The 25,405-nt window shown below is 58.9% G+C and carries 22 protein-coding genes and 1 pseudogene; 4 read left to right on the plus strand and 19 right to left on the minus strand.

The features are described 5' to 3' along the window. Positions 1-153: 153 nt before the first annotated feature. The 13 genes from BG841_RS06310 to BG841_RS06375 form a co-directional block, all read right to left on the minus strand. Positions 154-1,662 carry a tripartite tricarboxylate transporter permease gene (locus tag BG841_RS06310; protein WP_070056881.1) on the minus strand — a complete coding sequence of 503 codons (1,509 nt, stop codon included), beginning with the start codon at positions 1,660-1,662 and terminating at the stop codon, positions 154-156. A gap of 15 nt (positions 1,663-1,677) precedes the next feature. Continuing rightward, positions 1,678-2,127: a tripartite tricarboxylate transporter TctB family protein gene (locus BG841_RS06315; RefSeq protein ID WP_070056882.1), complete on the minus strand. Its 450-nt coding sequence runs from the start codon at positions 2,125-2,127 to the stop codon at positions 1,678-1,680. A gap of 129 nt (positions 2,128-2,256) precedes the next feature. Further along, positions 2,257-3,012 (minus strand): SDR family NAD(P)-dependent oxidoreductase, encoded by a 756-nt coding sequence (locus BG841_RS06320; protein WP_070056883.1) that lies wholly within the window; start codon positions 3,010-3,012, stop codon positions 2,257-2,259. 111 nt (positions 3,013-3,123) lie between these two features. After that, entirely contained in the window at positions 3,124-4,089 is a 966-nt protein-coding gene (locus BG841_RS06325; protein ID WP_070056884.1) for a Bug family tripartite tricarboxylate transporter substrate binding protein, read from the minus strand. Between the two features lie 83 nt (positions 4,090-4,172). Further along, on the minus strand, positions 4,173-4,700 hold the full coding sequence (locus BG841_RS06330; protein WP_070056885.1) for an aldehyde dehydrogenase family protein: 528 nt from the start codon (positions 4,698-4,700) through the stop codon (positions 4,173-4,175). Between the two features lie 16 nt (positions 4,701-4,716). Next, entirely contained in the window at positions 4,717-5,544 is an 828-nt protein-coding gene (locus tag BG841_RS06335) for a tripartite tricarboxylate transporter substrate binding protein (RefSeq protein WP_322853361.1), read from the minus strand. 219 nt (positions 5,545-5,763) lie between these two features. After that, the gene (locus BG841_RS06345; RefSeq protein ID WP_322853362.1) at positions 5,764-7,227 is read right to left on the minus strand and encodes an aldehyde dehydrogenase family protein; all 1,464 of its coding nucleotides are present in this window, start codon (positions 7,225-7,227) and stop codon (positions 5,764-5,766) included. Between the two features lie 42 nt (positions 7,228-7,269). After that, positions 7,270-8,133 carry a Bug family tripartite tricarboxylate transporter substrate binding protein gene (locus tag BG841_RS06350; protein WP_158007599.1) on the minus strand — a complete coding sequence of 288 codons (864 nt, stop codon included), beginning with the start codon at positions 8,131-8,133 and terminating at the stop codon, positions 7,270-7,272. Between the two features lie 201 nt (positions 8,134-8,334). After that, positions 8,335-9,297, minus strand: a complete 963-nt coding sequence (locus BG841_RS06355) for a Bug family tripartite tricarboxylate transporter substrate binding protein (RefSeq protein WP_070056890.1) — start codon at positions 9,295-9,297, stop codon at positions 8,335-8,337. A 55-nt stretch (positions 9,298-9,352) separates the two neighbouring features. Next, positions 9,353-10,138: an alpha/beta fold hydrolase gene (locus BG841_RS06360; RefSeq protein WP_070056891.1), complete on the minus strand. Its 786-nt coding sequence runs from the start codon at positions 10,136-10,138 to the stop codon at positions 9,353-9,355. A gap of 69 nt (positions 10,139-10,207) precedes the next feature. Continuing rightward, on the minus strand, positions 10,208-10,903 hold the full coding sequence (locus BG841_RS06365; protein WP_070056892.1) for an alpha/beta fold hydrolase: 696 nt from the start codon (positions 10,901-10,903) through the stop codon (positions 10,208-10,210). Positions 10,904-11,114: 211 nt separating this feature from the next. After that, positions 11,115-12,602 carry a carotenoid oxygenase family protein gene (locus BG841_RS06370; RefSeq protein ID WP_070056893.1) on the minus strand — a complete coding sequence of 496 codons (1,488 nt, stop codon included), beginning with the start codon at positions 12,600-12,602 and terminating at the stop codon, positions 11,115-11,117. A 69-nt stretch (positions 12,603-12,671) separates the two neighbouring features. Beyond that, a complete protein-coding gene (locus tag BG841_RS06375) occupies positions 12,672-12,995 on the minus strand; it encodes a hypothetical protein (protein WP_070056894.1) in 324 nt (107 codons plus the stop codon). A gap of 272 nt (positions 12,996-13,267) precedes the next feature. On the opposite strand from BG841_RS06375, the gene BG841_RS06380 reads away from it, so the two are divergent. After that, positions 13,268-14,164 carry an alpha/beta hydrolase gene (locus BG841_RS06380; RefSeq protein WP_070056895.1) on the plus strand — a complete coding sequence of 299 codons (897 nt, stop codon included), beginning with the start codon at positions 13,268-13,270 and terminating at the stop codon, positions 14,162-14,164. Positions 14,165-14,247: 83 nt separating this feature from the next. Here the strand turns inward: BG841_RS06380 and BG841_RS06385 are convergent, their stop codons facing one another. Next, positions 14,248-15,762 (minus strand): CoA-acylating methylmalonate-semialdehyde dehydrogenase, encoded by a 1,515-nt coding sequence (locus BG841_RS06385; protein ID WP_070056896.1) that lies wholly within the window; start codon positions 15,760-15,762, stop codon positions 14,248-14,250. Positions 15,763-15,887: 125 nt separating this feature from the next. On the opposite strand from BG841_RS06385, the gene BG841_RS06390 reads away from it, so the two are divergent. After that, entirely contained in the window at positions 15,888-16,865 is a 978-nt protein-coding gene (locus tag BG841_RS06390) for a LysR family transcriptional regulator (RefSeq protein ID WP_070056897.1), read from the plus strand. Here BG841_RS06390 and BG841_RS06395 read toward each other — a convergent pair. Continuing rightward, complete coding sequence (locus tag BG841_RS06395) at positions 16,854-18,248, minus strand: DHA2 family efflux MFS transporter permease subunit (protein ID WP_070058716.1); 1,395 nt, start codon at positions 18,246-18,248, stop codon at positions 16,854-16,856. The two genes, BG841_RS06390 and BG841_RS06395, sit on opposite strands and share 12 nt — an antisense overlap. Positions 18,249-18,448: 200 nt before the next feature. Here BG841_RS06395 and BG841_RS06400 point away from each other — a divergent pair, with 200 nt between their 5' ends. Further along, on the plus strand, positions 18,449-19,030 hold the full coding sequence (locus BG841_RS06400) for a PadR family transcriptional regulator (RefSeq protein WP_070056898.1): 582 nt from the start codon (positions 18,449-18,451) through the stop codon (positions 19,028-19,030). Between the two features lie 210 nt (positions 19,031-19,240). On the opposite strand, the gene BG841_RS06405 is transcribed toward BG841_RS06400, so the two are convergent. Then, positions 19,241-20,407, minus strand: coding sequence for a DcaP family trimeric outer membrane transporter (locus BG841_RS06405; protein WP_070056899.1), 1,167 nt, complete (start codon positions 20,405-20,407; stop codon positions 19,241-19,243). Positions 20,408-21,010: 603 nt separating this feature from the next. Between BG841_RS06405 and BG841_RS06410 the strand changes: the two genes are divergently transcribed. Further along, positions 21,011-22,498: a carotenoid oxygenase family protein gene (locus tag BG841_RS06410; protein WP_070056900.1), complete on the plus strand. Its 1,488-nt coding sequence runs from the start codon at positions 21,011-21,013 to the stop codon at positions 22,496-22,498. Between the two features lie 109 nt (positions 22,499-22,607). Here BG841_RS06410 and BG841_RS06415 read toward each other — a convergent pair whose 3' ends face one another. The 3 genes and pseudogenes from BG841_RS06415 to BG841_RS06425 form a co-directional block, all read right to left on the minus strand. After that, positions 22,608-23,435 carry a phosphodiesterase gene (locus tag BG841_RS06415; protein ID WP_070056901.1) on the minus strand — a complete coding sequence of 276 codons (828 nt, stop codon included), beginning with the start codon at positions 23,433-23,435 and terminating at the stop codon, positions 22,608-22,610. After that, positions 23,436-24,500, minus strand: a complete 1,065-nt coding sequence (locus BG841_RS06420; protein WP_070056902.1) for an ABC transporter ATP-binding protein — start codon at positions 24,498-24,500, stop codon at positions 23,436-23,438. A gap of 134 nt (positions 24,501-24,634) precedes the next feature. Further along, positions 24,635-25,405: pseudogene (locus tag BG841_RS06425) on the minus strand (ABC transporter permease); the annotation flags it as partial.

The raw sequence follows: 25,405 nt of genomic DNA on the forward strand, positions 1-25,405 counted from the left end.
TTATCAACTAGTTTACGTGCATTTTTTTATCTATATAAATATAGATAGTTATACCTGCATCGGAAAAGGGCAGCCTGCCCGTATCAGGAGCATGACCGGGAACGAAAAACGCCGCGCAGAAGCGCGGCGTAGTTTGTTGATATAGCTCTATATTTAGTGGTTGGCGGCCAGCTTGTCGCTGTTCTTGCGCGCCCGTGCTTTCATCAGATTGCGAATTTGCCCGTAAAACATGTACAGGATCATCCCCGCGATAATGACCAGCAACACCTGCGAGTATGGGCGGCTGTAGAAGGCGCTGAAATCACCGTCGGTAATGACCAGCGCACGCCGGAAACTCTTCTCGATGATCGGCGACAACACCAGCGCCAGAATAAAGCCCGCCACGGAGTAGTCGAGTTTGCGCAGGAAAAACGCGACCACGCCCAGCCCCAGCATCAGCCAGATATCAAAGAAGTTACCCGAGGAGGAATACACCCCCATCAGGGAGCTGGCGACGATGGCCGGCGCCAGCAGCGCGTTGGGGGTGACCAGCGCCTTGGCAAACAGGGTGGTCATGAACCGCCCCATGAAGAACATCCCAATGGTGGTGAATATGAAGCCGATGTACAGCGCGTTGATCAGTTCCGGGTTGTTGCGGATCATCTGCGGGCCCGGGGTAATGCCGTGAATGATGAAGGCGCCGGCAATGATCGCAATGGACGCCGACCCGGGAATACCCAATGCCAGGAACGGCAGCAAGGCCCCGCCCACCGTGGCGTTATTGGAGGCATCCGGCCCCGCAATACCTTCCGGGTTGCCCTTACCGAAGGTTTCCGGCTGTCTGGAGAGTTTCTTGACCCCGGAATAGGCCAACCAACTGGAAATCACCGAACCCACACCCGGCAGCACCCCGATGACCGAACCGATGAACGAACCGGCAAACATGGCTTTCACGGTCTGCAGCATTTCCCGGAAGGTGAGCGATGTCTTCATGTCCTTCTTTTCGAACTTGAACGACAGGTTCATGTTCTTGGTGTTCATGTTGAGTACTTCAGAGATCGCAAACAGGCCCACCACCACAGCAATCAGGTTGGGGCCTTCCAGCAGGGAGGGGCTGTCCATGGTAAAGCGCGGAATACCCGAGAACAGATCAATCCCCATGGTGCCGACAAACAGGCCCAGGATGACCGAGATCGCGGTCTTGGACACGTTTCCGCCCCCCAGGGTCACCACGGCAAACAACCCCAGACCGCTCAACCAGAAAATTTCCGGATCGGCCAGCTTGAGGGCAAATCGTGCCACCGGCTCGGAGAAGAAGATCAGCACCGCCCCGCCAAACAGACCGCCAAAGGTGGACCCGTACAGGGAATAGGCCAGGGCTTTACCAGGCGACTTGTTTTCCGCCATGGGGACCCCGTCAAACATGATGGGCGCGGCCATGGCCGTACCGGGTATTTTCAGCACAATGGCCGAGATGGATCCACCGTATTCCGCGCCCTGATACACCGCCAGCAACATCAGAATCGAACTGGCCGGGTCCATACTGTAGGAAAGCGGCAACAACAAGGTAATACCGATGATCATGCCCAGCCCGGGCAGGGCCCCCAGCAGCATGCCGACAAACAAACCCAGTGCTATGGCAAAAAAACTCGCGACAAAGTCAAAACTGGCTAGAATTTCCATCTGATCCTCGCGCCTCTAGACGTTTACATACATGAAGTGATTGAAGACGACATAAAAAGCCACGGAGACGATGACCGCGAACAGCGCGTTCAGCCCCAGGCTCTTTGCGTTGATGCCCACTGAGGCGCGGTAAAACGTCAGCAGCACAAACAAGAAAACCGCCAGTTGCAGGTAGAAATAACCAAACGTGGACCAGCTCCAGATGAACAGGGCCATCAGCACCACTGTGCCCGCCACCTGCCATGCCATGGGTATGCTGAATTCGTGCACGGCTTTACTGAACAGAGACGACACCGCCCCGAGCACACAAAAGCCGATCAGCATCCAGCCAAGAATGCGCGGAAAATAGCCACTCCCCATGTCGCCACCGAAGCCCGCCGGGAGCTCATAACTTTGGTAAATGATCATGGCGCCGAGGGCCGCTAATGCAATGAAAACGGTTAGGTCGAGTATTCGGTAGTGCATGGAAGCTCTCCGGAGTCGCTATATTCGCTACGCAACTGACTGAGTGGTTACTGTTTGATGTTAAGGCCGTGCGCCGCCGGTAAGGCGGGTAGACGGCCTACCCTGTAATATCGTTGGTGATGTCCCGGTTCACGCGACCTGATGTCCGCCATCCACACGGATGATCTCTCCGGTCACAAAACTGGCCGCCGACGACGCCAGATAGACCACGGCACCGGCCAGATCCTCGGGCTTGCCGACCCGTTTGAGCGGAATTTTCTCAATCAGGTGCGGAAACTTCTCGGCCACATTGACGTCGTGGAAAGCAGTATCCACGAGGCCCGGTGACACTGCGTTGACACGGATGCCTTCTGCAGCCAGTTCTTTTGCGCAGGCGCGGGTGTAAGCCTCTACCCCCCCTTTGGCGGCGGTGTAGGCCGAGCCACCGGGTACGCCACCGCTGGCAACCACCCCGGAACTGAAGTTGACGATGTTCGCTCCTTCGCTCTGACGCAGCATCGGCAGTACGGCCTTGGTGATCAGAAACATCGATTTCAGGTTGATATCGATGATCCGGCTCCAGGCCTCTTCGGTCATATCGTCAATTTTGGATTTCTGCGGTGAACCACCGGCGCAGTTAACCAGCACCGAAAGACGGCCGAATTTGTTCTGAATCTCACTCACCATGCGGTCCACTTGCTGGGCGTCGCTGATATCGCCCAGAACGACACAGGTCTGACGGCCCAGAGCTTCGATTTCCTTCGCCAGGCTCTCGGCTTCGTCCCGTTCATTCAGACCATGAATCACCACATCCGCACCCAGGCGGGCAAATTGCAAGGCTGTGGCGCGGCCGATACCCAGCGTACTGCCGGTGACCCATACAACTTTATCTTTGAAATCAAACATATTTTCTCTTCCTGTTTGGGGCATCGCGGGTCGCGATCTACCCCGGTGGTGGAGATTGTGGGCAGCGGTTGGCCCGGCCAACCGCACCCTTCAGTACCCGGCCGAACCGCGTTATTTGATCAGACCCATTTGCTTGAGCAGGCGTTTGTTGGCCGCACTGCGCTGGCGAATACCTGCTGCGAAGGTCTCACCGTCCTGGTAAACCCGCGGCAACCCGGAGGTTTCGTAAAACCTGATCACATCAGGGTCGTCCATGGCCGCCTTGAACGCGTCGTGCAAAATGGCAACCCGGTCGGCCGGGATGCCCTTGGGCGCAAATACCCCCATGGGAAAGCTGGCGGTTACCGGCGTATCCAGACTCGAACCCACCGGGGTGTCCGCATAGTCGTCGCCCAACGGCTTGGCATCGGTCAGAAACACCAGCGGGCGAATCTCACCGCCCTGATGCAGGTTGGGCATCGCGAAGCTGCCCATCACCTGGCCACCCAGGACCGCGGCCTGGCTCGCGGCGTGCCCCTCGAACGGGATATGACGCAGCTTCAGTCCGGTTTTTTCCATGAATTGTTCCATGGCCAAATGCGCGGAACCGCCGGTAGCGCCGGAGGTGGTGAAGGTGAACTTGCCGGGATTGGCTTCCACGTACTGCTTCCATTGGGCGTAGTTTTCGAATTCCGACGAATCCAGCACGTTGATCGATGCGGGAATGTCCAGCACGGCCAGAATCGGCTCAAAGCTGTCCGCCGTCCATCGGGTCCGCCCGTAGTGCTGCATGACCTCGATTGTCCCGCTGGGGCTCAAGCCCAGGGTGTACCCATCCGGTTTGGCGGCTGCCAGCACGCTCATGCCGATGGTGGTCGCACCGCCCGGTTTGTTGACCACCACCACCCGTTGTTCGTGGGGCAGGTATTTACCGAGCACGCGGGCAAAGGAGCGCGCAAACACGTCGGTGGTCCCACCGGCACCAAACGGGACAATCAGTTCGATGGGCCGCTGAGGAAAGTTATCGGCTGTCGTCAGACCGGGCATTGCCGCCAACAGTGCGATAAGGGCGGCAAACAGCACGTTAATTTTCTTCATAAAATATTCCATTCTATCGTTACATCAATGAGTTAAGTTAAGGTCACCGTTCTCTCTTGTTGTTGGTTCGTTGACAGACGCGCTCACACGCTGAACCACCAGGGTGATGGCTGGCGGGCGCGATTGCTGAGCAGCGCTCTCTTGCGGACAAAGCGTTTGATCGATTCGGCGCCGGTGCGGGAGCCGCCCAGACCGGAACACTTGAACGCCGTTTTTTCCGGCACATAGTCACCGCCACTGACGTGCGGCGCCAGACCGGCGTCGTTGATGCTGATGCCACCGGCGTGAATTCTGCGGGCGACGTCCGCCCACTGGTCAATCCAGCGGGGCGGCAAATCCACTTCCCGCTCACTTTCACGGAACCGACCGGTGTCCGCACACACCGCGGCCAGCAATTCCGGCCGTCGGGCTTTCAGCCGTTCGCCCCAGGCCTTGAGCACCCGGATCCGGCCTTCGAGCCCCATGGCGTGCCACTGGACCTGCGCGGTACGGGCGCGAGTGCAGACCGCGGTCAGTTCGTCAACGGCCGTCGGGGTGAACTGATAATCCACCGCACCGGTTCTGGGGTTGCGAACGTTCATGGCGGTGGCCGCGCCCGTTATCTGATGCATACTCGCCTCGTCCCGATTACTGGATCAGACCCAGTTGCTTCATCAGACGTTGGTTGTCCGCACTGCGCGCACGAATGCCCTCGGCGAAGGTGGCACCGTCTTTGTAGACCTGGGGTAACCCGGAACTCTCAAACACATTGATCACCGCAGGATCGTCCATGGCCGCCTTGAACGCGTCGTGCAAAATGGCCGCCCGTTCAGCGGAGATGCCCTGGGGCGCGAACACCCCCATGGGGAAGCTGACGGTCACCGGAATACCCAGCTCCGAACCGAATGGAATGTCGTCGTAGACCTCCCCCACCGGCTTGACGTCGGTCAGAAACACCAGGGGGCGAATGTCGCCGCCCTGATGCAGATCGGGCATGGCAAAGCTGCCCATCACCTGACCACCCAACACGGCCGATTTGCCGGCCGCCGCGCCTTCAAACGGCACATGGCGCAACTCCACCCCGGTTTCTTCCATGAACCGTTCCATGGCCAGGTGGGTGGCGTTGCCGGTACCGCCGGAGCTGGTGAAGGTGAACTTGTTCGGGTTGGCGTCCACGTACGCTTTCCACTGGGCGTAGTCTGTAAACTCGGAATCATTGAACACGTTGATCGACGCGGGCACATCGAGGACCGCCAGAATCGGTTCAAAATCGTCCACCGACCAGCTGGTGCGCCCGTAATGCTGCATGATTTCCATCGTGCCACTGGGGGTAAAGCCCAGGGTGTAGCCATCCGGCTTGGCGGCTGCCAGCAGGCTCAACCCGATCGTCGCCGCGCCCCCCGGGTTTATTGACCACCACCACGCGCTGCTCGTTGGGCAGGTACTTGCCCAGCACGCGCGCAAAAGAGCGTGCAAACACGTCCGTGGTCCCCCCAGGCGCCAAACGGCACCACCAGCTCGATGGGGCGCTCAGGAAATTCTTCCGCGGTGACGAGACCGGGGATGGCCATGGTGATTACGGTCAACGCCGCAAACAGTACTTTGAATGGGTTCATGAGAACGTCTCTACCTTGTCGTTGTCCGTCACGCAAAACGCCCCAGGCCCTGCCGCTCAGCGGCAGGGCCTGACGGGTTTCAGACCTTGTACCACCAGGGTGAGGGCTGCTGGGAGCGATTGGACAGCAGCGCCCGCTTGCGCACAAAACGCTTGATTGATTCGGCCCCGGTGCGGGACCCTCCCAGGCCGGAACACTTGAACGCGGTTTTCTCGGCCACGTCTTTATCGCCGATGAAGTGCGGCGCCAGACCGGCGTCGTTGATGCTGATGCCGCCGGCATCAATCCGGCGGGCCACCGCCAAGCCTTCTTCCTCGGTACCGGCAAATACACAGGCGCTGAGGCCGTAGTCCGAGTCGTTGGCCAGGGCCACCGCTTCGTCGGCGTCTTTTACCTTCATCACCGGCATGACCGGGCCGAAGGTTTCTTCCACCATGATGGTCATCGAGTGGTCCACACCAACGATGACCGTCGGCCGGCACCACAGACCGCCGCCCTGTTCCTCAATGTCCCCGCCGGTCAGACATTCGGCGCCTTTACCCTGGGCATCCTGCAGGTGGTTCAGAATGATGTCCGCCTGGGGCTCAAAAATCAGCGGACCAATATCGCCCTGTTTGATGTCGGGGAAATTCAGGGTGATTTTCTTGGCCTTCTCAACCAGTTTCTCCACGAACTGCTCGTACACGGATTCGACCACATAGATCCGTTCTACCGAGAAGCACTGGTGTCCGGCGCCCATGATGGAGCCGGTCAGAATGGCCGAGGTCGCGCGCTCAATATCCGCGCTGGCCAGTACGATGGCCGGGTCTTTCCCGCCCAGCTCGGTGAACACCGGAATGAACCGCTCCGCGCCCCGTACCGCAACCTTGCGGCCGGTTTGGGTGCTGCCGGTGAAGCAAACCATATCCACCTGATCAATCAACGCAGCACCCACATCCCCGGCACCGCGCACGTACACCAGCAGGTCTCTCAGAACCTCACACTCTTCAATGGTGGCCATCATCGGATCGATGAAGCGGGGGGTCACCTCACTGGGCTTGATGACCACCGCACAGCCGGCAATCAACGCCGGCACCGCATCCATCAGGGACAATGCACAGGGGAAGTTCCACGGGCTGATCACCCCCAGCAGCGGGTAAGGCGAGTAGTCGTCAAACGAGGTCACCAGCGGGTTGGCCGTCTGCTGGGCTTCCGAGGCCAGCGACTGGCGCGCGGCGTCCGCCCACTGGTCAATCCAGCGGGGTGGCAGATCCACTTCCCGCTCACTTTCGCGGAACCGACCGGTGTCCGCACACACCGCATCCAGTAATTCCTGCCGCCGGGCCTTCAAGCGTTCGCCCCAGGCCTTGAGCACCTTGATGCGACCCTCGAGACCCATGGCTTCCCACTTGACCTGCGCCTCACGGGCGCGGGAGCAGATCAAGGCCAGTTCGTCAGCCGTCGTCGGTGTGAATTTATAATCCACATCACCGGTTCTAGGGTTGCGGACCTCTAGTGTGTTCGCTGCACCTGTTCCCTGATTCATACTCCCCCCGTTGTACATGTGATTAACGTTGCTGAAACTGCGGTTGCTGATGCGGGCCGGTTATTTGATCAGCCCCAATTGCGTCAACAGCCTCTTGTTTTCGGCGCTGCGCTGGCGGATACCCCGGTCGAGCGCGGCGCTGTCCCGGTAGATGATCGGCAGGCCGGAAGTTTCAAAAAATGCGATTATGGCCGGGTCATCGAGGGCCTCTTTAAACGCATCGTGAATAATGTTCAGGCGCTCTTGCGGCACTCCCTTGGGGGCCAGAATGCCCATCGGAAAATCCGAGCTGAAGGGAATACCCACATCCCGGGCGTGGGGCACATCGGTGTACACCTCACTGGTGGGCCGTGCCTCACTCAGGAACAGCAGCGGTTTGACCTCGCCGCCTTTGTGGGTGTCCGGGATGGAGAAGACCCCCATGGTTTGCCCCCCCAGCAGCGCGGCCTGACCGGCGGCCTGACCTTCAAACGGAATGTGGCGCAGATCCACCTCGGCAATTTCCGAAAACATTTCCATCGCCAGGTGTGTGCCGCCCCCGGTACCGCCGGACGTGGAGTAGGTAAATTTGCCGGGATTGGCTTGGACAAATTCCAGCCACTGCTCGTAGTTTTGCAGCTCGGACGAGGCAAGCACATTGATGGCTACCGGGATTTCCAGAAACGACATCACCGGTTCAAAGTCGTCCAGGGTCCAGGTGGTGCGGCCCTTGTAATGGGGCATGACTTCGATCACCCCGACGGGCGCGAAGGCCAGGGTGTAGCCGTCCGGTTTGGCGGCCGCCACTATGCTCATACCAATGGTGGTGGCCCCACCGGGCTTGTTGACAACCACCACCCGTTGCTCGTTCGGGAGGTACTTGTTGATCACACGGGCAAACGAGCGCGCAAACACGTCGGTGGTGCCGCCGGCACCAAATGGCACGACTAATTCAATGGGTCGTTCGGGAAAGCTGTCGGCTTGTACAAGCCCGGAAAAAACTGAGGTTACGGACAGTAGAACAGCGAATACAGTGTTTTTTATGTTCATCATAATTGTCTTTCTTATTGGATGGTTTTTTATCGTGCATTTGCTGACGGGCGGCTCCTGGAACGGCGAACCGCCCGTCGGTTGAAGTCCCGACGACTAGATCAGCCCCAGCTGCTCGAGCAGCCGCTTGTTCTTGGCACTGCGCTCGCGCATGCCCTCGCCCAGGGTTTCTCCGTCCTTGTAGGTCCGCGGCAAGCCGGCGGTGTCAAAGAACTTGACCACTTCCGGATCATCCATGGCCGCTTTGAACGCGTCGTGGATAATCTTCAAGCGCTCGGGAGGTACACCCTGCGGGGCCAGAATGGCCATCGGGAAACTGGCCGTCACCGGGACACCCGCCTCAGTGGCGGTCGGTATATCTTGGTAGACCTCACTGAGCGGTCTGGCTTCGGTCAGAAACACCAGCGGCCGAATCTCGCCGCCTTTATGAATGTCGGGGATCGAGAAGGTGCCCATCACCTGGCCACCCAGCAGCGCAGACTGGGCTGCGGCTTGTCCCTCGAACGGAATATGGCGAACCGCCAGTTCGGACACTTCCGAAAAGTACTCCATCGCCAGATGGGTCGACGCCCCCGTTCCGCCGGAAGTGGCGTAGGTGAACTGGTTGGGATTTGCACTGGCAAATTCTTTGAACTGCTCGAAGTCCTTGATGTCGGAATCCTTCCGAACATTGATCGAGGCGGGAATCTCCAGAAACGACATCACCGGTTCGAAGTCGTCCAGCGACCAGCGGGTGCGGCCATAATGGGGCATGACTTCCAGCGTGCCGCTGGGTGTGAACGCCAGGGTGTAGCCGTCTGCTTTGGACGCCGCCACCAGACTCATGCCGATGGTGGCGGCACCGCCGGGTTTGTTCACCACCACGACCCGTTGTTCGTTGGGCAGATATTTGCTGATCACCCGTGAGAAGGAACGAGCAAACACATCGGTGGTGCCACCTGCTCCATAGGGTACAACCAGTTCAATGGGCCGTTTGGGGAAGTCCTCGGCAACCGCCCAACCGGGCAGTGCGCACGCGGCCGCAAGAATGATCGAGAGTATGGTCTGTGTTGTTTTCATAGGACGCTCGTTGTTCTCTGGGTGATTTCAGGGGGTGTGCGTAAGCTGTCGCGGGTCAGCCAAACCGGCTGGTCAGAAAGCCGAGCACAATCGTCAGATACTCTTTCGGGCGTTCAGCAAACCCGTAATGACCGCAGCCGTCGATGACGTGAAATTCACTGTCGGGCACCATTTCGGCCATCTTGCGCATACCGTCGGCGGTACAGGCGGGATCTTCCGCACCCGCAACCAGCAACGTGGGCACCGGAATTTTCTGCAACGCGGGCCGGCTGTCGTAGGCGGAAATCGCGCGGATGGAATTGGCGAAGGTTTCCGTCTTCATGGACAGGATGACGTCAAACACCTGATCGACCAGTTCACCCTGGGCGCCGTCTGCCATCATGTGGGTGATCAGCGGGCGGGCGTATTCAGCGACCGATACCCCATTCTCGATCGGCTCCAGCCGCTCTTTCAGGTAAATGGCCTGGTCTTCGGGTGTGCGCGCCACGAACCCGGGCGACCCGGCGGACAGAATCACGGCTGACAGGTCGGAAGAGCGGGATGCAACCAGCGGCGCAATCAAGGCCCCCATCGAGTGACCCAGCAATACGTTGACCGCAGTCTTTTCTTTGTCAATCAGAGCCTCCGCCGCTTCGGCAAAGCACTCAATGGTCGCCTCCGCTGCCGGAGCCGACTCCCCGTACCCCGGACAGTCCCAGACCACCACGCGGTAATGGGCAGCCGCCAGTTTGGTAGCCAGGTCGTCAAAATATCGGCCGTCCCCGTATGCGCCGTGCAAAAGGAATACGGTCTTGTCCCCGGACCCGTAGGTTCTGTAGTTCGGTAATGGGTTATTCGTCATGTGTCGTTTCTCCGTAAGGTCATCACTGCCGGGTTATCGGGCACCGGCAGTGATGTGCTGCGCGCGCAATCAGAAGCTTTGCTGAGCCCAATCGTTAATGATTCCGGCCAACTCTTCAGGAGCTTCTGCCGGGAGCATGTGCCCCGTGGTGGGTATTTCGTGATAGACCGCACCGACACGCTCTGCCATTGCCTTCTGCTTGGCAGTCGGAATGACCACGTCGTTATCGGCGGCCACGACCAGTTTCGGTTTCGGGAAAGCCGCAAACGCCGCCTCCCGGTTGGGGCGACTGCCCATGGCCAGCTGATGGGCGGCGAAACGCTCGACCCCATACTCGGCCACTTCCCGCTCGCGGTTCGCCATCAGATCGTCCCGCTTCAGGTTGTCCGGGTGGTAGGCGCGCGCGGTGGCACCGGCGGCGATTTTCAGATACCCGCCATTACGGGCCTCTTCCACTCGGCCGGCGCGGGCCTGGGCCACTTCCGGAGAATCGCTGCCATCGGTGCTGTTGACCAGAACCACACCCTGGATGCGCTCGGGAGCCAGCGCCATGAGTGATAAAGCCACCATGCCACCAAACGAGTGGCCCACGACCACAAACTCACTGTCGTCGGCGGGTAACAGCGTCTTGGCCAGCTCCTCGACATCGGCGATCGGCGGACAATCAACCGCCACACACTCGTGACCGGCTTCGCGCAGCGCCGCACATACAGGTGCCCATGTATTCTGGGTATTGTTTACACCTGGAACGAAAAGAAATTTCACGTGGATTCCCCTATTTAATTGGAGTCTTTTTTGTGCTTCGTGAACGCAGAGATGATTTGGGCAAATTAATACGATTAACTACCTATGTCAAGATTTGGTTATACAATCTTTGGTATTCGAAATTATCCCCGCAATTCCCGAACCAGCGGTTTGAAAACTGCGTTTGGCGGGCAGCAGCGCCGTCGGCACCGCTGCCCTTTTGTGAGAGCGGTCAGACCCGCTCCCCATCGATTCGATCCCCTTCAATCCAGCAGGTGTGGTTACCAATGGGCACACGCTCGGGCAGGATGATCCGTGCGACAGGACCCTGACTGATGTCCTTGGCATCCAGAATCACACACTCGGAACGGTTCTCGATCATGTCGGTCACGATGGTGATCACGTAACCGTCGTCTTCTTCAACCGCACCTTTGCGCAGCCCCACCTGAACCTCGCCCCCGGTGCGGCCTTCACCGTATTCGTAGCGCTGATGACTGTTGGTGAGCAGGTCGTACTTTTTGAGCCCTCTCATCCAGTAAGGCTTGTCACCAAACAAGGCGTTGTAGCTGTAACGGTACGGCTTGCCCACGTATTCGTTGTTCACCGTGGGAAACTCGGTGACTTCGTCGTCCAGGTATTCCTCGTGGGTCTTCCCGGTCTTCAGATTGAACGTCCAGCGGTGCATGCGGTACTGGGTAGCCCCCTTGTCAAACTGGTTCATCATCTTGTCAATCGCCCGGTCGTCCTGCTTGCCCACCGCCGGCTTGCGCGGGTTGGTGGTGATGCAGCCTTCCATCACCACGCAATCACCTTTCTCATAGCAGTTGGACAGGTGCAGGATGAAGCAGGGGGTGGCCTCAAACCATTTCACGTCGTCGTTGGTACCGTGGCGTGGAATGACACCAAAGCGCGCCGGCATCTCGTTAAAGAAGGTGACCTTACGCTCCCCCTTGGCCAGCAGCTCCGGATCAAAAATAAACGGCAGGTCGTGCAGAATGGAGTAATTTTTGGTGACGCCGATGTCGTGGGGCCAGCGAATGCCCGGCAGTTCGATCGGCACGTAATGTTTCAGGTTGCTGTTGCTGTCCAGCACCCCGTAATGCATGTACGGGGGGCGCTCACTGAAGTTGAAGAACATCAGTTCGCCGGTGTCGTTGTCCACCTTGTAATGGGAGCAGATGCCACCGTGCTCGGCGATGGTCAGGTTCCAGTGGTCCGGTTCGGTCATTTCGAGGGTACGCGGATCCAGACGGTTCAGCTCGCTGCACTGCGACATACTCGCAATCAGTTTGCCGGCATGACAGATCACATCGGTACCGGCGTTGTCTTTCATCGCACCGATGCTGCCCCAGCCACGACGGTTGCCCAAATGGGGTTCCAGCATGCCCGGCCACAACGACCTGCCCGCCGCCTGCTCCGCCAGGAACCCGGTGGTGCGCACGAACCGGTTGCGGTACTCGGCCTTGCCATCCTCGAAGTGGATCGCGTGGATCATGCCGTCGCCGTCAAAGGTGTGGTAGACACCGATAGGCTCATGGACCTGGTTGTGACCGTTGCGCATGAAAATTCCGTGCAGATCTTTCGGAATTTCGCCAATGACTTCCAGAGAGTCAGTGGTCGCCGTGTATTCCTTACCAATCGACTGGAAGTGGTCCAGCAGAAACGGATTGGTGTTGTCTTCATGAATGGTAATCTTAATTTCGTTTTCGAGCTTTAACATTGTCAAACCTTTTTGTTATTTCGACTTAACTAAACGACGTTCACCACAGGGGTGGTCAGCGTGTACCGATCAGCTCACCCGATCAGGCCAGCGCTTGTTTTCGGCGTCGGGTTCCTGCATGCCGCGCTGGAACCCGACGCCACTTCCGTAAGCACCGGCACAACCGGCGCTTGCATAAATTGCCATGGCCACCGGATCGGTCGGGGCCGCTGCAAGAAATGGGTAGGTGATTTCGGATTGGTCAGGGAAGGCAGAACGCGCCGGTCTGTCGGCTGCGCCACCGGCAGCATAAGGGACGCTCAGCCCACTCGGGCGCTCGGGGAAACCCTGCGCAGAAGCACAAACGGAAACGACTGAAAAGAAAACTGCCGCCAGGGCGGTGTAGGTGCTCATACTCTCTGCTCTTTGTTGTTCGCTTATTGATCAGGCCAGAGGTTTGGTACATTTATTTTTATATATAACTCTTTTTCTATATAGAGGCATTCTCGCCGCGATGTCAACCCCTTTCAATCGGGGAGTTTCTGCATTACTTTGGCTCCAGAGCGGGCGCCCCGGCGCAGACCATCAGACCGCTCCAGGCACGCTGCAGGTTGCTAATTTTTTCAGTCCGAGCTCTACAGGCAACATCGACAGAGAGCGTTTTTTGCACAGGTACGGGGGTTCCGATGAATCGACAAGACATTGAATTTAAAGTGGATACAGGCGTAATCCGGGGCTGGTTTTACCTTCCCGACGAGACCCGCGAGACAGTCCCGTCGCCCTGCATTGTCATGGCCCACGGCTACGCCGCGACCAAGGACATGGGCCTGGACCGGTTTGCCCGGTCCTTTGCCGGGGCTGGCTTTGCCGTGCTGGTGTTCGATTATCAGGGGCTGGGTGCCAGCACCGGGCTGACGCGCCAGCACATTGACCCGTTCCGTCAGGTGGACGATTACCGCCACGCCATCACCTACGCCACCAGCCGTCCGGAAGTGGACCGCAACCGCATCGGTGTCTGGGGAACCAGTTACAGCGGCGGCCATGTGCTGATGCTGGCCGCCACCGACAAACGGGTTAAATGTGTGGTCTCCCAGGTGCCCACCATCAGTGGCAGCAAAGCCTTCAAACGCCGCATGACCCCGGACAGCGCGCAAGTGCTCGAAGCCGCGTTTGCGCAGGAACGCCTCGACCTGCTGGACGGAAAGCCCGCCACCATGCGTACCCTGGTGTCCACACAGGCCGCCGACAACCCGGTCTATTCCCATCCGGACGCCGTGGCCTGGTATCTGGATCAAGGCAAGCAATCCCCCACCTGGGTCAACGGGGTGACCTTGCAATCCATGGAACTGTTCCGCGCGTACGAGCCGGGGTGTTACATCGGTGAAATCAGTCCCGCGCCGCTGCTCATCGTGGTCGCGGAAAACGACCAGATCACCCCCACCGATCTGGCGCTGGAGGCCTACGAGGCGGCCGGGCTCCCAAAGAAACTGGTAACCATTCCGGGGGGGCACTTCACCCCCTACGACGAATCGTTCCCTGAAGCCAGCAAGGCCGCATGCGCGTGGTTCACCGAACACCTGTGAGGCGCACCTTGCGCCCATAACCATGGGCAACCGGTTGCCGGAGCAAAACCCGAAATCGGCGTTGCTCCGGCACCGTCCGCTGTTTACTTGGCGGTGGGCATGCTGAACTCCGCCCCTTTGCCAATGGAGGCAGACCAGCGCTGCATGATGGACTTCTGTTTGGTGTAAAAGCGCACCCCCTCCTCGCCGTACGCATGGGTATCGCCGAACAGACTTTTCTTCCAGCCGCCGAAACCATGCCACGCCATGGGCACCGGGATGGGAACGTTGATCCCGACCATGCCCACCTGCACCTGGCGGGAGAACTCCCGGGCCAGATTGCCGTCGCTGGTGAAACAGGCCACGCCATTGCCAAATTCATGGTCGTTGATCAGCTGCAGGGCCTGCGCCATATCCGGCACCCGCACACAGGCCAGCACCGGGCCGAATATTTCTTCTTTATAGATGCTCATTTCCGGGGAGACATGATCGAACAGGGTACCGCCCATCCAGAAACCGTCTTCACACCCGGTGCCCGCTGAGGCGTTGTCAAAGTCCCGCCCATCCACCAGCAGCTCCGCGCCCTCCTCAACCCCTTTGGCGATATAAGTGCTGATACGGTCGTGCGCCGCGCGGGTAACAATCGGGCCCATTTCCGCGGCCGGATCTTCGCCATGGCGTACCTTCAGGGCCCGGGTCCGGCGGATCAGTTCCGGCATCACCCGGTCGGCCACGTCGCCCACCAGAACCGCAACGCTGATCGCCATGCAGCGCTCACCGGCGGAACCGAAACCTGCGCCAATCAATGCATCCACTGCCTGTTCGATATCCGCATCGGGCATGACCACCATGTGGTTTTTGGCGCCACCCAACGCCTGCACCCGTTTACCCTGGCGCGCGCCGGTTTCATAGATATGGTTGGCGATCGGCGTGGAGCCGACAAAACTGACCGCCTGCACCTCGGGGTGCTCCAGCAATGCGTCCACCGCGGACTTGTCGCCCTGAATCACATTGAACACCCCGTCCGGCAGCCCTGCCTCGGTGAACAACTCTGCCACCCGCAGTGCGGGCGTGGGGTCGGTCGGGCTGGGCTTCAACACAAAGGTGTTACCTGCGGCAATGGCCACCGGGAACATCCACATGGGCACCATCACCGGAAAGTTGAACGGCGTCACCCCGGCGACCACGCCCAGAGGCTGGCGCAGGGTCCAGTTGTCGATGCCGGTGGACACCTGATCGGTGTAATCCCCCTTGAGCAGCTGGGGAATGCCGCAGGCAAACTCGACAATATCGATGCCGCGGGTCACTTCGCCCAGCGCGTCACTGAACACCTTGCCATGCTCGGCGGTGATCAAATGAGCGAGTTCTTCTTTGTGCTCGTTCAACAGCGCCAGAAATTTGAACAGCACCCGTGCGCGGCGGATTGGCGGGGTTTCTGACCAGGCCGGAAAGGCCGCGGCGGCGGCCGCCACCGCTTCATTGACCTGCGCCTCATCCGCCAGTCCGGCGTGCCCGGTAACCTGACCGGTGGCGGGGTTGGTCACCGGATGGACGCGGCCGGACCGGTTGCTGACGGGGGTGCCGTTAATGAAATGATCGATTGCACGGATGTGGGTCATGGTGGTCCTTCCTGCCAAAATAAAATGTAGAACCCCAGTCTAGAAGTTGCGGCGGCTAAAACAATATCGCTACACTGAACGAACTGTTTAGTATTTTGAACAATCAATCGGGAATCTTGTGAAATATGGAAGCGCAAACCAGGCACCGCCTGTGGACTCACCTGCACTGGTTGACGGTCCTGGCAGAACAGGGCACCTACACCGCGGCGGCCAGCCGTCTGGGGGTCAGCAAAGCCTCCATGAGCCAGCACATCACCGAACTTGAGCGCCTTGCGGGTTTGCCTCTGGTACAACGCACCACCCGCAGCGTCCGGCTGACCGAAGCGGGGCAGCAACTGGTGGACGGCATTAAAATGCCGTTCGACCAGATTTTCAGCCACTTTGCCCGGGTCAGTGATCTGGCCGATGAGCCGAGCGGAAAACTCCGGGTGACCGCACCGGTCGCCTTTGCCCGACAGCAGTTGCTGACCCCGATTGCCGATTTTCTGGCCACCTATCCGGGGGTGCGCATCGAACTGGATCTGTCTGACCGTCTGAGTTCACTGGCCATGGAGGGGTTCGATCTGGCCATCCGCCACACCCACGCTCCGCCCGACACTCACGTGGCCTGGTTGCTCAGCCACACCCGGTCCGTGTTGGTAGCCAGCCCCAGCTATCTGGAGCGCAGCGCCCCGCTGACACACCCCAACGAGCTGAGCCGTCATGCCTGCCTGCACTATCCCCGGCCCGGCGGTGATACGGTGTGGCATTTCGTGCAAACCAACCAAGACGCGGGTTCTCGGGCGGACCCCCTCACCGTGCCGGTTTCGGGCCCCTTCTCGGCGAACAACAGCGAGGCGCTGCGAGACGCCGCAGGCGCGGGGCTGGGGTTGGCGGTGATACCGGATTTCAGTGCCCAACGGGCGCTGGCGACCGGCGCCTTGACGGAGGTGCTGCCAGAATGGAAGCCGGTGGAGTCTTTCGCAGAACAGCTATACGCCATCCGCCCTTACGCCGCCCACGTCCCCCGGGCGGTCGGTTTGCTGGTGCAGTTCCTGCGCACCCGGTTCGCCAGCGGATTCAGCCACGCACCGGCGGAACGCGCCGCCGAGTCAGTTACGTAACCGCGACACCGGCAGCAACATGGCGATGAGCGCCACCGCCATAAACAGCCAGGCGATGCTGAATTCCGACAGGGGCAGCAGTTGGGCCGACACCCCCTCGGTTTTGGTGATGAGCAGCGCAATGATATTGATCCCGTAGGCGCCGCCCACCTGACGGACAAAGCTGATGGTGGCGGAGCCATCACTGAGTTCGTCCGGGCTGAGCTGGTTCAACGCCCCGGTGGATACGGAGGGCAGCAACAACCCCATGCCCAACCGGCTGACCACCGCACAGGTGGCCAGATACACAAAGCTGGTCCCCACCGCGCTCTGGGAAAAAAACAGCGCCGACACCACCACCAGCACCATACCCGCAAGCAACAGGTTGCGGGAGAGCATGATGTCGGTGAGCCGGCTGCCCAGTAACAGGGTGGCGCCGAGCACCACCCCGGCCGGTAACATCAGCAGGCCGGCATCCGTCGGGGTGTACGCAAGAGCGGTCTGAGAAAATACCGGTATCAGGTAGGTGGTCCCGTACATCGTAAGCCCCAGTCCCAGGGCGCCACAACTGGCGTATAGAAACTGCCGGCGGAACAGCAGGGCCAGATTGAGCAACGGATGCGCCACCCACCGTTCGTAGACCACAAACGCCACCAGACTGACCAGTGACAAACCCAGCAGGATAATGCTGCGGGCCGTCCAAAGCGGGTGGTATTGCAGGTCATTCAGCATATACAGACTGATAACCAGCACCGCCGACAAGAGCGCACATCCCACAAAATCAAACCGGTAGCGTTGCTCGCGAGGGCCTTTGACCGGCAGAAAATACCAAGCGAGCACGGCCGCCATCAAGGTCACCGGCACCGGGGCGTAAAACACGTAGCGCCAGCTGAAATAATCAACCAGAAACCCACCGATGACCGGTCCCAGCGCCGGCGCCAGGACAATGCCAAAGCCGTAAAACCCCAGCACGGTGCCCCGCTGCTGGGGCGGAAACACCCGGAACACCAGAAATATCGACATGGGTTGCATCAGCCCCGCGAGCGCGCCCAGCACCAGCCGCGACACCAACAGCTGCCCGGTATGCTGACTGAGCCCGCCGACCACAGAGGCCACGGAAAACAACAGCACGGAGATGAGGGTCGCACGACGGATACCCACGTGGTCCAGCACCCAGGTGGCGCACAACATGGAGACGGTCATGGCGGCCAGGTAGCCGGTCGCCAGCCAGTGAACTTCCCCCTGGCTCAGGTTGAAAGTCACCATGATGTCGGCCAGCGCCACATTGATCGAAGTCGCGCTGAGGACCGTAGCCATGGTCGTGACCATCACGGTAAGCAGGGCATACCAGCGCCAGCGACTGCCATAGCGATGTTGCAGCGCCGCAACGCTGTATCTGCTCACAGCACTGCCGGAGACTGGCGGTTTCACTGCGGGGCGGTTATCCATATTTTCACACACGCCTGTTTTGACGCTATTTCTAGCGATATAGGTAGGGAAGCGCTAGAATCGGCGTAATTGTCGGTAAGATACCTACTTTCTGCGTTATTATTGGAGCAGATCAGTAAGTAACCGCTACGCTGTATTCATATACGGGCCTATATATGATCTTCAATACAACAACCTATCTGGTCTTGGGTATTCTGCTGCGCGAGCCCCGTTCCGGGTACGATATCGTCAAGGAGCTGGCTTCGTTCAGACCGGCAAAATCCAGTCAGATCTATCCGATTCTCAGCAAGCTCGAGAAAAATGGTTACGCCAGCAGCAGTCAGGTGTTACAGACCGGCAGACCCAATAAAAAAGTCTATTCGGTGACCTCCAGCGGCAAGGAAAAGCTGAAAAAATGGCTGGACACCTCTCCGGAACCTCCCGTGATCCGCGACGACTTCCTGTCGATGATTTTCTCCGTGTGGATTAAAGAGCCGGAAACCCTCGAACGGCTGGTGCTGCAGCGGCTGGATTACCTGACCGAACGGCTGCAATACTTCACTGACCGCCAACAGACCCTGGAAACCGCCTTTCCCAGCGAAATCCGCAATTTTTACAGCTGGCACCACAGCAATTACCTGCTGACCCGGCGGCGCATTGCCGTCACCAAAGAAGACATCAAATGGTGCAAGGAGGTTCTGGAAGAGCCCGCCATTGCCTGGAAACGCGCTCAGGCAGAACCACCCTCTCCGGTTTGATCCACCGGTGCGACTCGCCGGCCGCGAGTATTAGCCTCCCCCGGTTGTTCGCCCTGCCCTGACCGGCAACCGGCCCCTTGGGGGCCAGGCGCCGCTGTTGCCCTGCAAACCCTGCCGTTGGGCACCGTCACCGGTTACGCGGGCAGCGCACACAAAAAACCCCGAAAGGAGACCTTTCGGGGAAAGAGAAGACAACAATTCAGCGTCGGCTCAGAAGAAGTACTGGAGCGAACCCTGCAGGCGGGTGGCATCGCCCTTCCTGCCGCTCACGGTTTCGCGGGTGTGATGGGCGACCTCTACACCGTAACGGATCCGCTTGACCGGGCTCCAGATGTAGTTCAGGTACACGCTGGTCTGCACTTCGTCGGTGCTGTCAGCCGACATCACGCCGGCCGCAACCGCATCGTCGACGTCGTTTTCAAGCCGGTTATAGCCGAGGTTGATCGCACCCGGGCCCACCTGCTGACTGATGCTGGTTTTGAAGCCGGTCGCGGTAATGGTTTCCAGGCTCTGGGTGGCCGGATCGTAGTAAGTGGGCTGGTGGAAGTTGAAATAAATCGCCTTGCCGATGCCGTCTCCGTGGGTCACCCCAGCGCGCACCGTGGTCCCGGTGCCGGGGAAGTTGTAGGCGGCCTGCACCAGCGCGCCCCAGCCAAAGGCACTCTCGTCGTTGTTGGTGGACGCATCGTAGTACACCAGCTTGCGGGCGATACCGGCGACCACGTAACGCAGATTGTCGGTCCTGCCGTTGTAGGCCGCGGTCAAGTTGGGCAGATCGCTTTTAGAGTCGTCCCCTGCGGCGTCAAGTGGTGTACCCCCACCGGCCACTTCCGGGTCTTCCAGCGACACCGAAAACTTGTCCATGGTGTACCGGATTTGCGGCACCCGGCCGTTGGGGCCACCCGCCTGGCCGTAGAAATCCAGGGTGGGCATGTACGCGTTTTCCGGACCGAAGTTGGAGGTGGTCTGACCGGCCAGCAGGCCGTTCCAGGACGCGTAGGCGTGGCGCAGGCGCAGTTTCTGCGAGCTGGTTTCTTTACCCAGGGCATCGCCGTAGAAATCGAACTCAATCACCGTGGTCAGCGGGCCACCGTGAGCCATGGGGGTGGTGGTTTTGGTGCCGATCCGGCTCTGGTTGGCGTGAAAATTGAGGTGGCCGTCGGAGCCGTCAACCCCGTCGTAACGGATGTTGGAGCGGAGAACCGCGGGGCCCAGATAGGCGTCCACGTCGTAGGTCGCGTCCAGTTTGACGTACCCGTACAGATCAACTTTAGTGTCTCCTACTTCCCAGCTTACCGCGTGGGCAGCACCCGACAACATCAGCGCAACCGAATACGCAGATACTCCCAGTACGAGACGATTCTTATTAATACGCATTTGCATAACCTTCTGATTTGTTTTTTTACTGAGCCACCATGACAGCGACAGCGCCGTTCATCTGACCGATCCGGTATTTCTGCCAGCCTGTTCATCGAAGCCCGGGTGCTTCAGCCCCGGACTGATGCTGTGTCTGAATGCAGATAGTCACTTGAATCTCTCCGCCAGATTGGATCTAGGATAGGAAAATTTTGACACATGTCAACAATTTTGCGGTCGGACCGTTTACGCGCAGAAGTTCTTCAAATTCAGTCTTGATTGTTTCTAGCTTATTTTCAGCAAGTTACATACTGATAGACTGGACAGGCGCAGAAAAATGCCGGATAGATCTAATGGTTCTATATAAAGAGCCACCATCCGCAGTCCAGCACCGATACTGAATGCTGGCAGGCTACCCCGCACCATGTGTAATTATTGACATAGGTAGTCATTAGTACTAAGTTTGAATTTCGATGGCAGACGCGCAGCCTTTACCTCTATGGGGGGCTGTCAGTGTCGTGGAATCTGTTGGACGTCATTCGGTACGTGGGAACTCCGTAACGACCGGGTGTGTGAGAGGTGACCAACCTCCGGGTGAATTCATACTGAGCACGAGGCGAAACAATGATAAAGCTTGAAAATGAGATCAAAATTACCATACGGGAAGATAACCAGAACCCGTTCCTGCGTGACCATTTTACCTCGGTCGGTAAGGAGTACACGGCCACCACGGACAGTCTCAAGGTCATCGGTGAAATTCCCAAAGATCTGCACGGTATCTACGTGCGTAACGGCCACAACCAGGTGCACGAGCCGCTGGGGGTTTACCACAGCTTCGACGGCGACGGCATGCTGCACGCGGTGCATTTCGAGAACGGCAAGGCCGAATACCGTAACCGTTTTGTGCGCACCACCGGCTTTTTGGCCGAACAGGGTGCCGGAAAATCCCTGTGGCCGGGCATGCTCGAACCCCACCTGGGCAGCCGCCGCGGTTGGGGCAGCATCGGTGCGATGAAAGACAACGCCGGTACCGATGTGATCTGCCACGCCGGCAAACTGATTGCCACCATGTCGCAGTGCAGTGAACTGAACCAGCTGGACCCGCGGACCCTCGATCCGGCCGAGCCGGACCACTGGAACCTGAAAATTGCCCAGGACGGCGGTATCTGCTCTCACTACAAGGTAGACAACGACACCGGCGAACTGATGTTCTTCAACTTCAGTGAGCGCCCCCCGTACATGCATTACGGGGTGCTGGACAGCAACAGCAACCTGAAGCATTACGTACCGATTGAACTGCCGGGTATTCGCTGGCCCCACGATTTGGGGGTCACCAAGAACTACTCCATCTTGCACGACCTGCCGTTTATTTTTGATCCGGAACTGCTGGCCAAGGGTGAGCGCAAAGTCACCTTCTTCGACGACATGCCGGCGCGCTTTGGCATCATCCCGCGCCACGGTACCAACGAGGACGTGAAGTGGTTTGAAGCCACCCCCTGCTTCATTTTGCACCTGTCCAACTGCTACGAGAAAGGCGATGAAGTCATCATGGAAGGCTGCATCACCACCAACCCGCGCAAGCCGGCGGTCGGTAAGCAGGACCACGACGCCATCCAGAAGATGGTCAATCAGTTCGACAAGTCCGCGACCCGCTACCGCATGCATCGCTGGGCCTTCAACATGAAAACCGGCAAAACCAGAGAAGAGTATCTGGACGACGAGGTCACCGAATTTCCGACCGTGAACAACGAATACGTCGGCAAGCCCTACCGTTACAGCTACAACGCCCTGTTTGGCGACAAGCCCTGGTGGCTGAAGGGTTTGAAGAAGTTCGACCTGCTGTCCAACACCACCCAACGCTACGAGTTCGGTGAAGGCCGGTGCGGCAGTGAAGCCCATGTGGCGCTGCGTGAAGGTGCGGTTGACGAGGACGACGGCTACGTAATCACGCTGGTGACCGACATGATCGAGGACCAGTCCGAGTGCGTGATTCTGGACGCCAAGGACATCAGCCGCGGCCCGATCGCGCGGATTATCCTGCCCCACCGGATCCCGATTGGCGCCCACGCCTGCTGGGTGGAAGGTGACCGCATCGACGGTGAGCGGGTGTAACCCCCCCGTTTAGAAAAACCGGCTCTCTGGTAACAGGGAGCCGGTTTTTTTTAGAGAGTAATTTAGCGAGTTTATTGAAATTTAGCGCGTGCGCTGCTGCTCGCGTTCATCAATCGATTAACCGGCCGTGTTGATCAAAAAAAGGGTGGGGGCCATCGCAGGCATCGACATGGCTCTGGTGACTCACAATGATGCCGCTCTGTGGGTGCAGATAGAGTAACCGGATCATCGCCGCCTCCAGCGTAAAGGAGGGTGGTGCCTTTGGGTTCAAGTCCAGCGTAACCGCATGGTTGTGCGCCGAACCAACATACACTGGTCTGCCGCACCAGATGAACTCGACCGGGCGGTGCAGGTGGCCGCACAGGATCAGTTCTACCTGTCGATGCTGGTTTAACACCCTGGCCAGTTCACCGGCACCGTTGAGCCGCTGCACATCCATATGATTCAGTCCGACCGCCACCGGTGGATGGTGCATAAACAGCAGCGAGCGTTGCTGCGGCTTTTCACGCAATGCTGCGTCCAGCCACTCGCGCCGTTCCGCCTCAATCAGCCCGTATGGTTTCCCCGGTACACTGGTATCCAACCCAACCAGACGCACCGGAAAATCGTCGATGGTGTAACTGAGATGCGAGTTGTGGCGGAACAAGTAGTCATGGTCAGGAAACGCTTTTCTGAGTTCACCCCGCTCATCATGGTTACCCGGTACCAGATAGAAGGGCATCTGCAGACCATCCAGTGCCAGACGCGCCTGCCGGTATTCCGCTTCCAGGCCGAAGTCCCCGATATCACCCGTGATAAGGACCACGTCCGGTTGCGGGCGCATCCCGTTGAGGTGGGCGACAGCACGCTCCAGCTTGGCGAAGGTATCGACTTTGCCGGCGTAAGCGGTTTTACCGCCCGCCTTGATATGCAGATCCGTCAGTTGCGCAATAAGCATTCAGGCCCTCTCCGACTGAGCGTCTAGCACAATCAACTGTTCGGGTCGGATCTGCAGTCCCACTGGCTGCCCTACGCTGAACTCGGAGCGCCCATCGCTATCAACAATCACCAATTCATGGCTGGCCCCCTTCACCCACACCCGATTTCGGTCACCGATAAACTGGGACTGGTGCACCACGCCCCTGATACCGCCGCTGGCGTTGTTGGTGAGTTGGATATCTTCTGGGCGGCAATAGATGCGGCCATGCCCATCGGCCAATGCAGCTCCATGCAAGACCCCACCGGGCAACTGCATGCTACGGTTACTGACAGGACCCTCGAAGGTATTGATCTGTCCAATAAAATCAGCAACAAAATCATTCTGCGGCGAGAAGTAGATCTGTTTCGGTGTGCCGATCTGGGACACCCGACCCTGCTCCATCACGACGATACGGTCGCCCAGTGCCATCGCCTCCTCCTGATCATGGGTGACGTAAATGGCGGTCACCCCCAACTGGCGCAGCAGAGCGTTTATATCCGCACGCAACCGGTCTCGCAAAATGGCATCCAGCGCGGTCAGTGGCTCGTCCAGCAACAACACACGGGGACGGGTGATGATGGCCCGGGCCAGCGCCACCCGCTGACGCTGGCCACCGGACAACTGGTCGATGTAGCGGTGCGCCAACGCCCCCAGTTCCATCATCTCCAACATCTCACGGACGCGCTGATTGATCACGGTGGGTTGCTCTTTCTGCACCTTCAAACCGTAGCCCACGTTTTGAGCGACCGTCATATTCGGGAACAGCGCATAAGACTGAAACACCATGCCCACATGGCGCTGTTCAATTGACTGTCGGGTAACCTCTTCTTCATCAAAGAGTATGCGCCCACCCTCATCGGGAAACTCCAGTCCAGCGATCAAGCGGAGCGTGGTGGTCTTGCCGCAACCTGAGGGCCCCAGCAGCACCAGGGTTTCCCCGGCAGGCACCGACAGATCTAACGGGTGCAACGCCAGGGTGCCGTCAGCAAAGGTTTTCTTACAGTTTTCGAGGCGAATGGACGCACCATGGTCATGGGTGTTCATTAATTAATTCCCGTAGAAGTGTGAAAAGGTAAGTCTTTGCCGGATACTGTTGGCGCCGTCGGGCGCTGTTTGCGAAAGCGGACACTTTTTGTCAGGCCGGACTCTTTTCGCCTGCCTGGACGCTTGTGTCGAAACCGGGAACCGCTCCATTGCACGCCAATCATCAGCGGCAGCAGCAGAACCAGGAAGATCAGGGTGTAGGCGCTGCTGATCTCTAATCGCATGGACGCATACGCATCGGCCAAGCCAACGGGCAGAGTTTTGGTGAGCGGTGTGTGCAACATCCAGGTGAGGTTGAACTCGCCCACCGACAGAGTGAGGGTCATCAGCGCACCACTGATGATGCCGCCCTTACAGTTGGGCACGACCACGTCAAAAAAGCGACGATAAAAACCGGCCCCCAGACTCGCTGCGCCCTCTTCAAGCTGCCTGAAATTGATGCTGTGCAGAACCGCCAGCACGGCCTTTACCATGAACGGCAGGGTGTAGAGTACATGCCCTATGAGTATGAACAACCAGCTGGTGCGCAACCCATGAACGCCGCCGTAGGCAATAATCAGCGCCAGTGCGATCGCCAAACCGGGAATCGCCACCGGTAGCACGAGTAACTCCTCAAACACGCGCGCCCAGCGGCTGGCGGAACAGGCCAGAAAATAGGCGGCCGGCACCCCCACCATCAGGTTCACCAGCAGGGTTGCCAGCGCCAGGCGCACCGTCAGCCAGATGGTCTCGCTGTAGAGTGCCAACACCTCTTCAACCCAGCGCAGGGTCAAACCACTGGACAGCCCCTGAAAGTAGTTGCTGGTCAACCCGGCCGTGACCGACATCAGTACCGGCACCACCAGAAACGCACAGATCAGCAGGGTGAAGCCCAGCTGCAAGTAATAGAACAGACTTCGATGCAT

It is taken from the genome of Marinobacter sp. X15-166B, assembly GCF_001752365.1.
Classification (GTDB): Bacteria; Pseudomonadota; Gammaproteobacteria; order Pseudomonadales; family Oleiphilaceae; genus Marinobacter.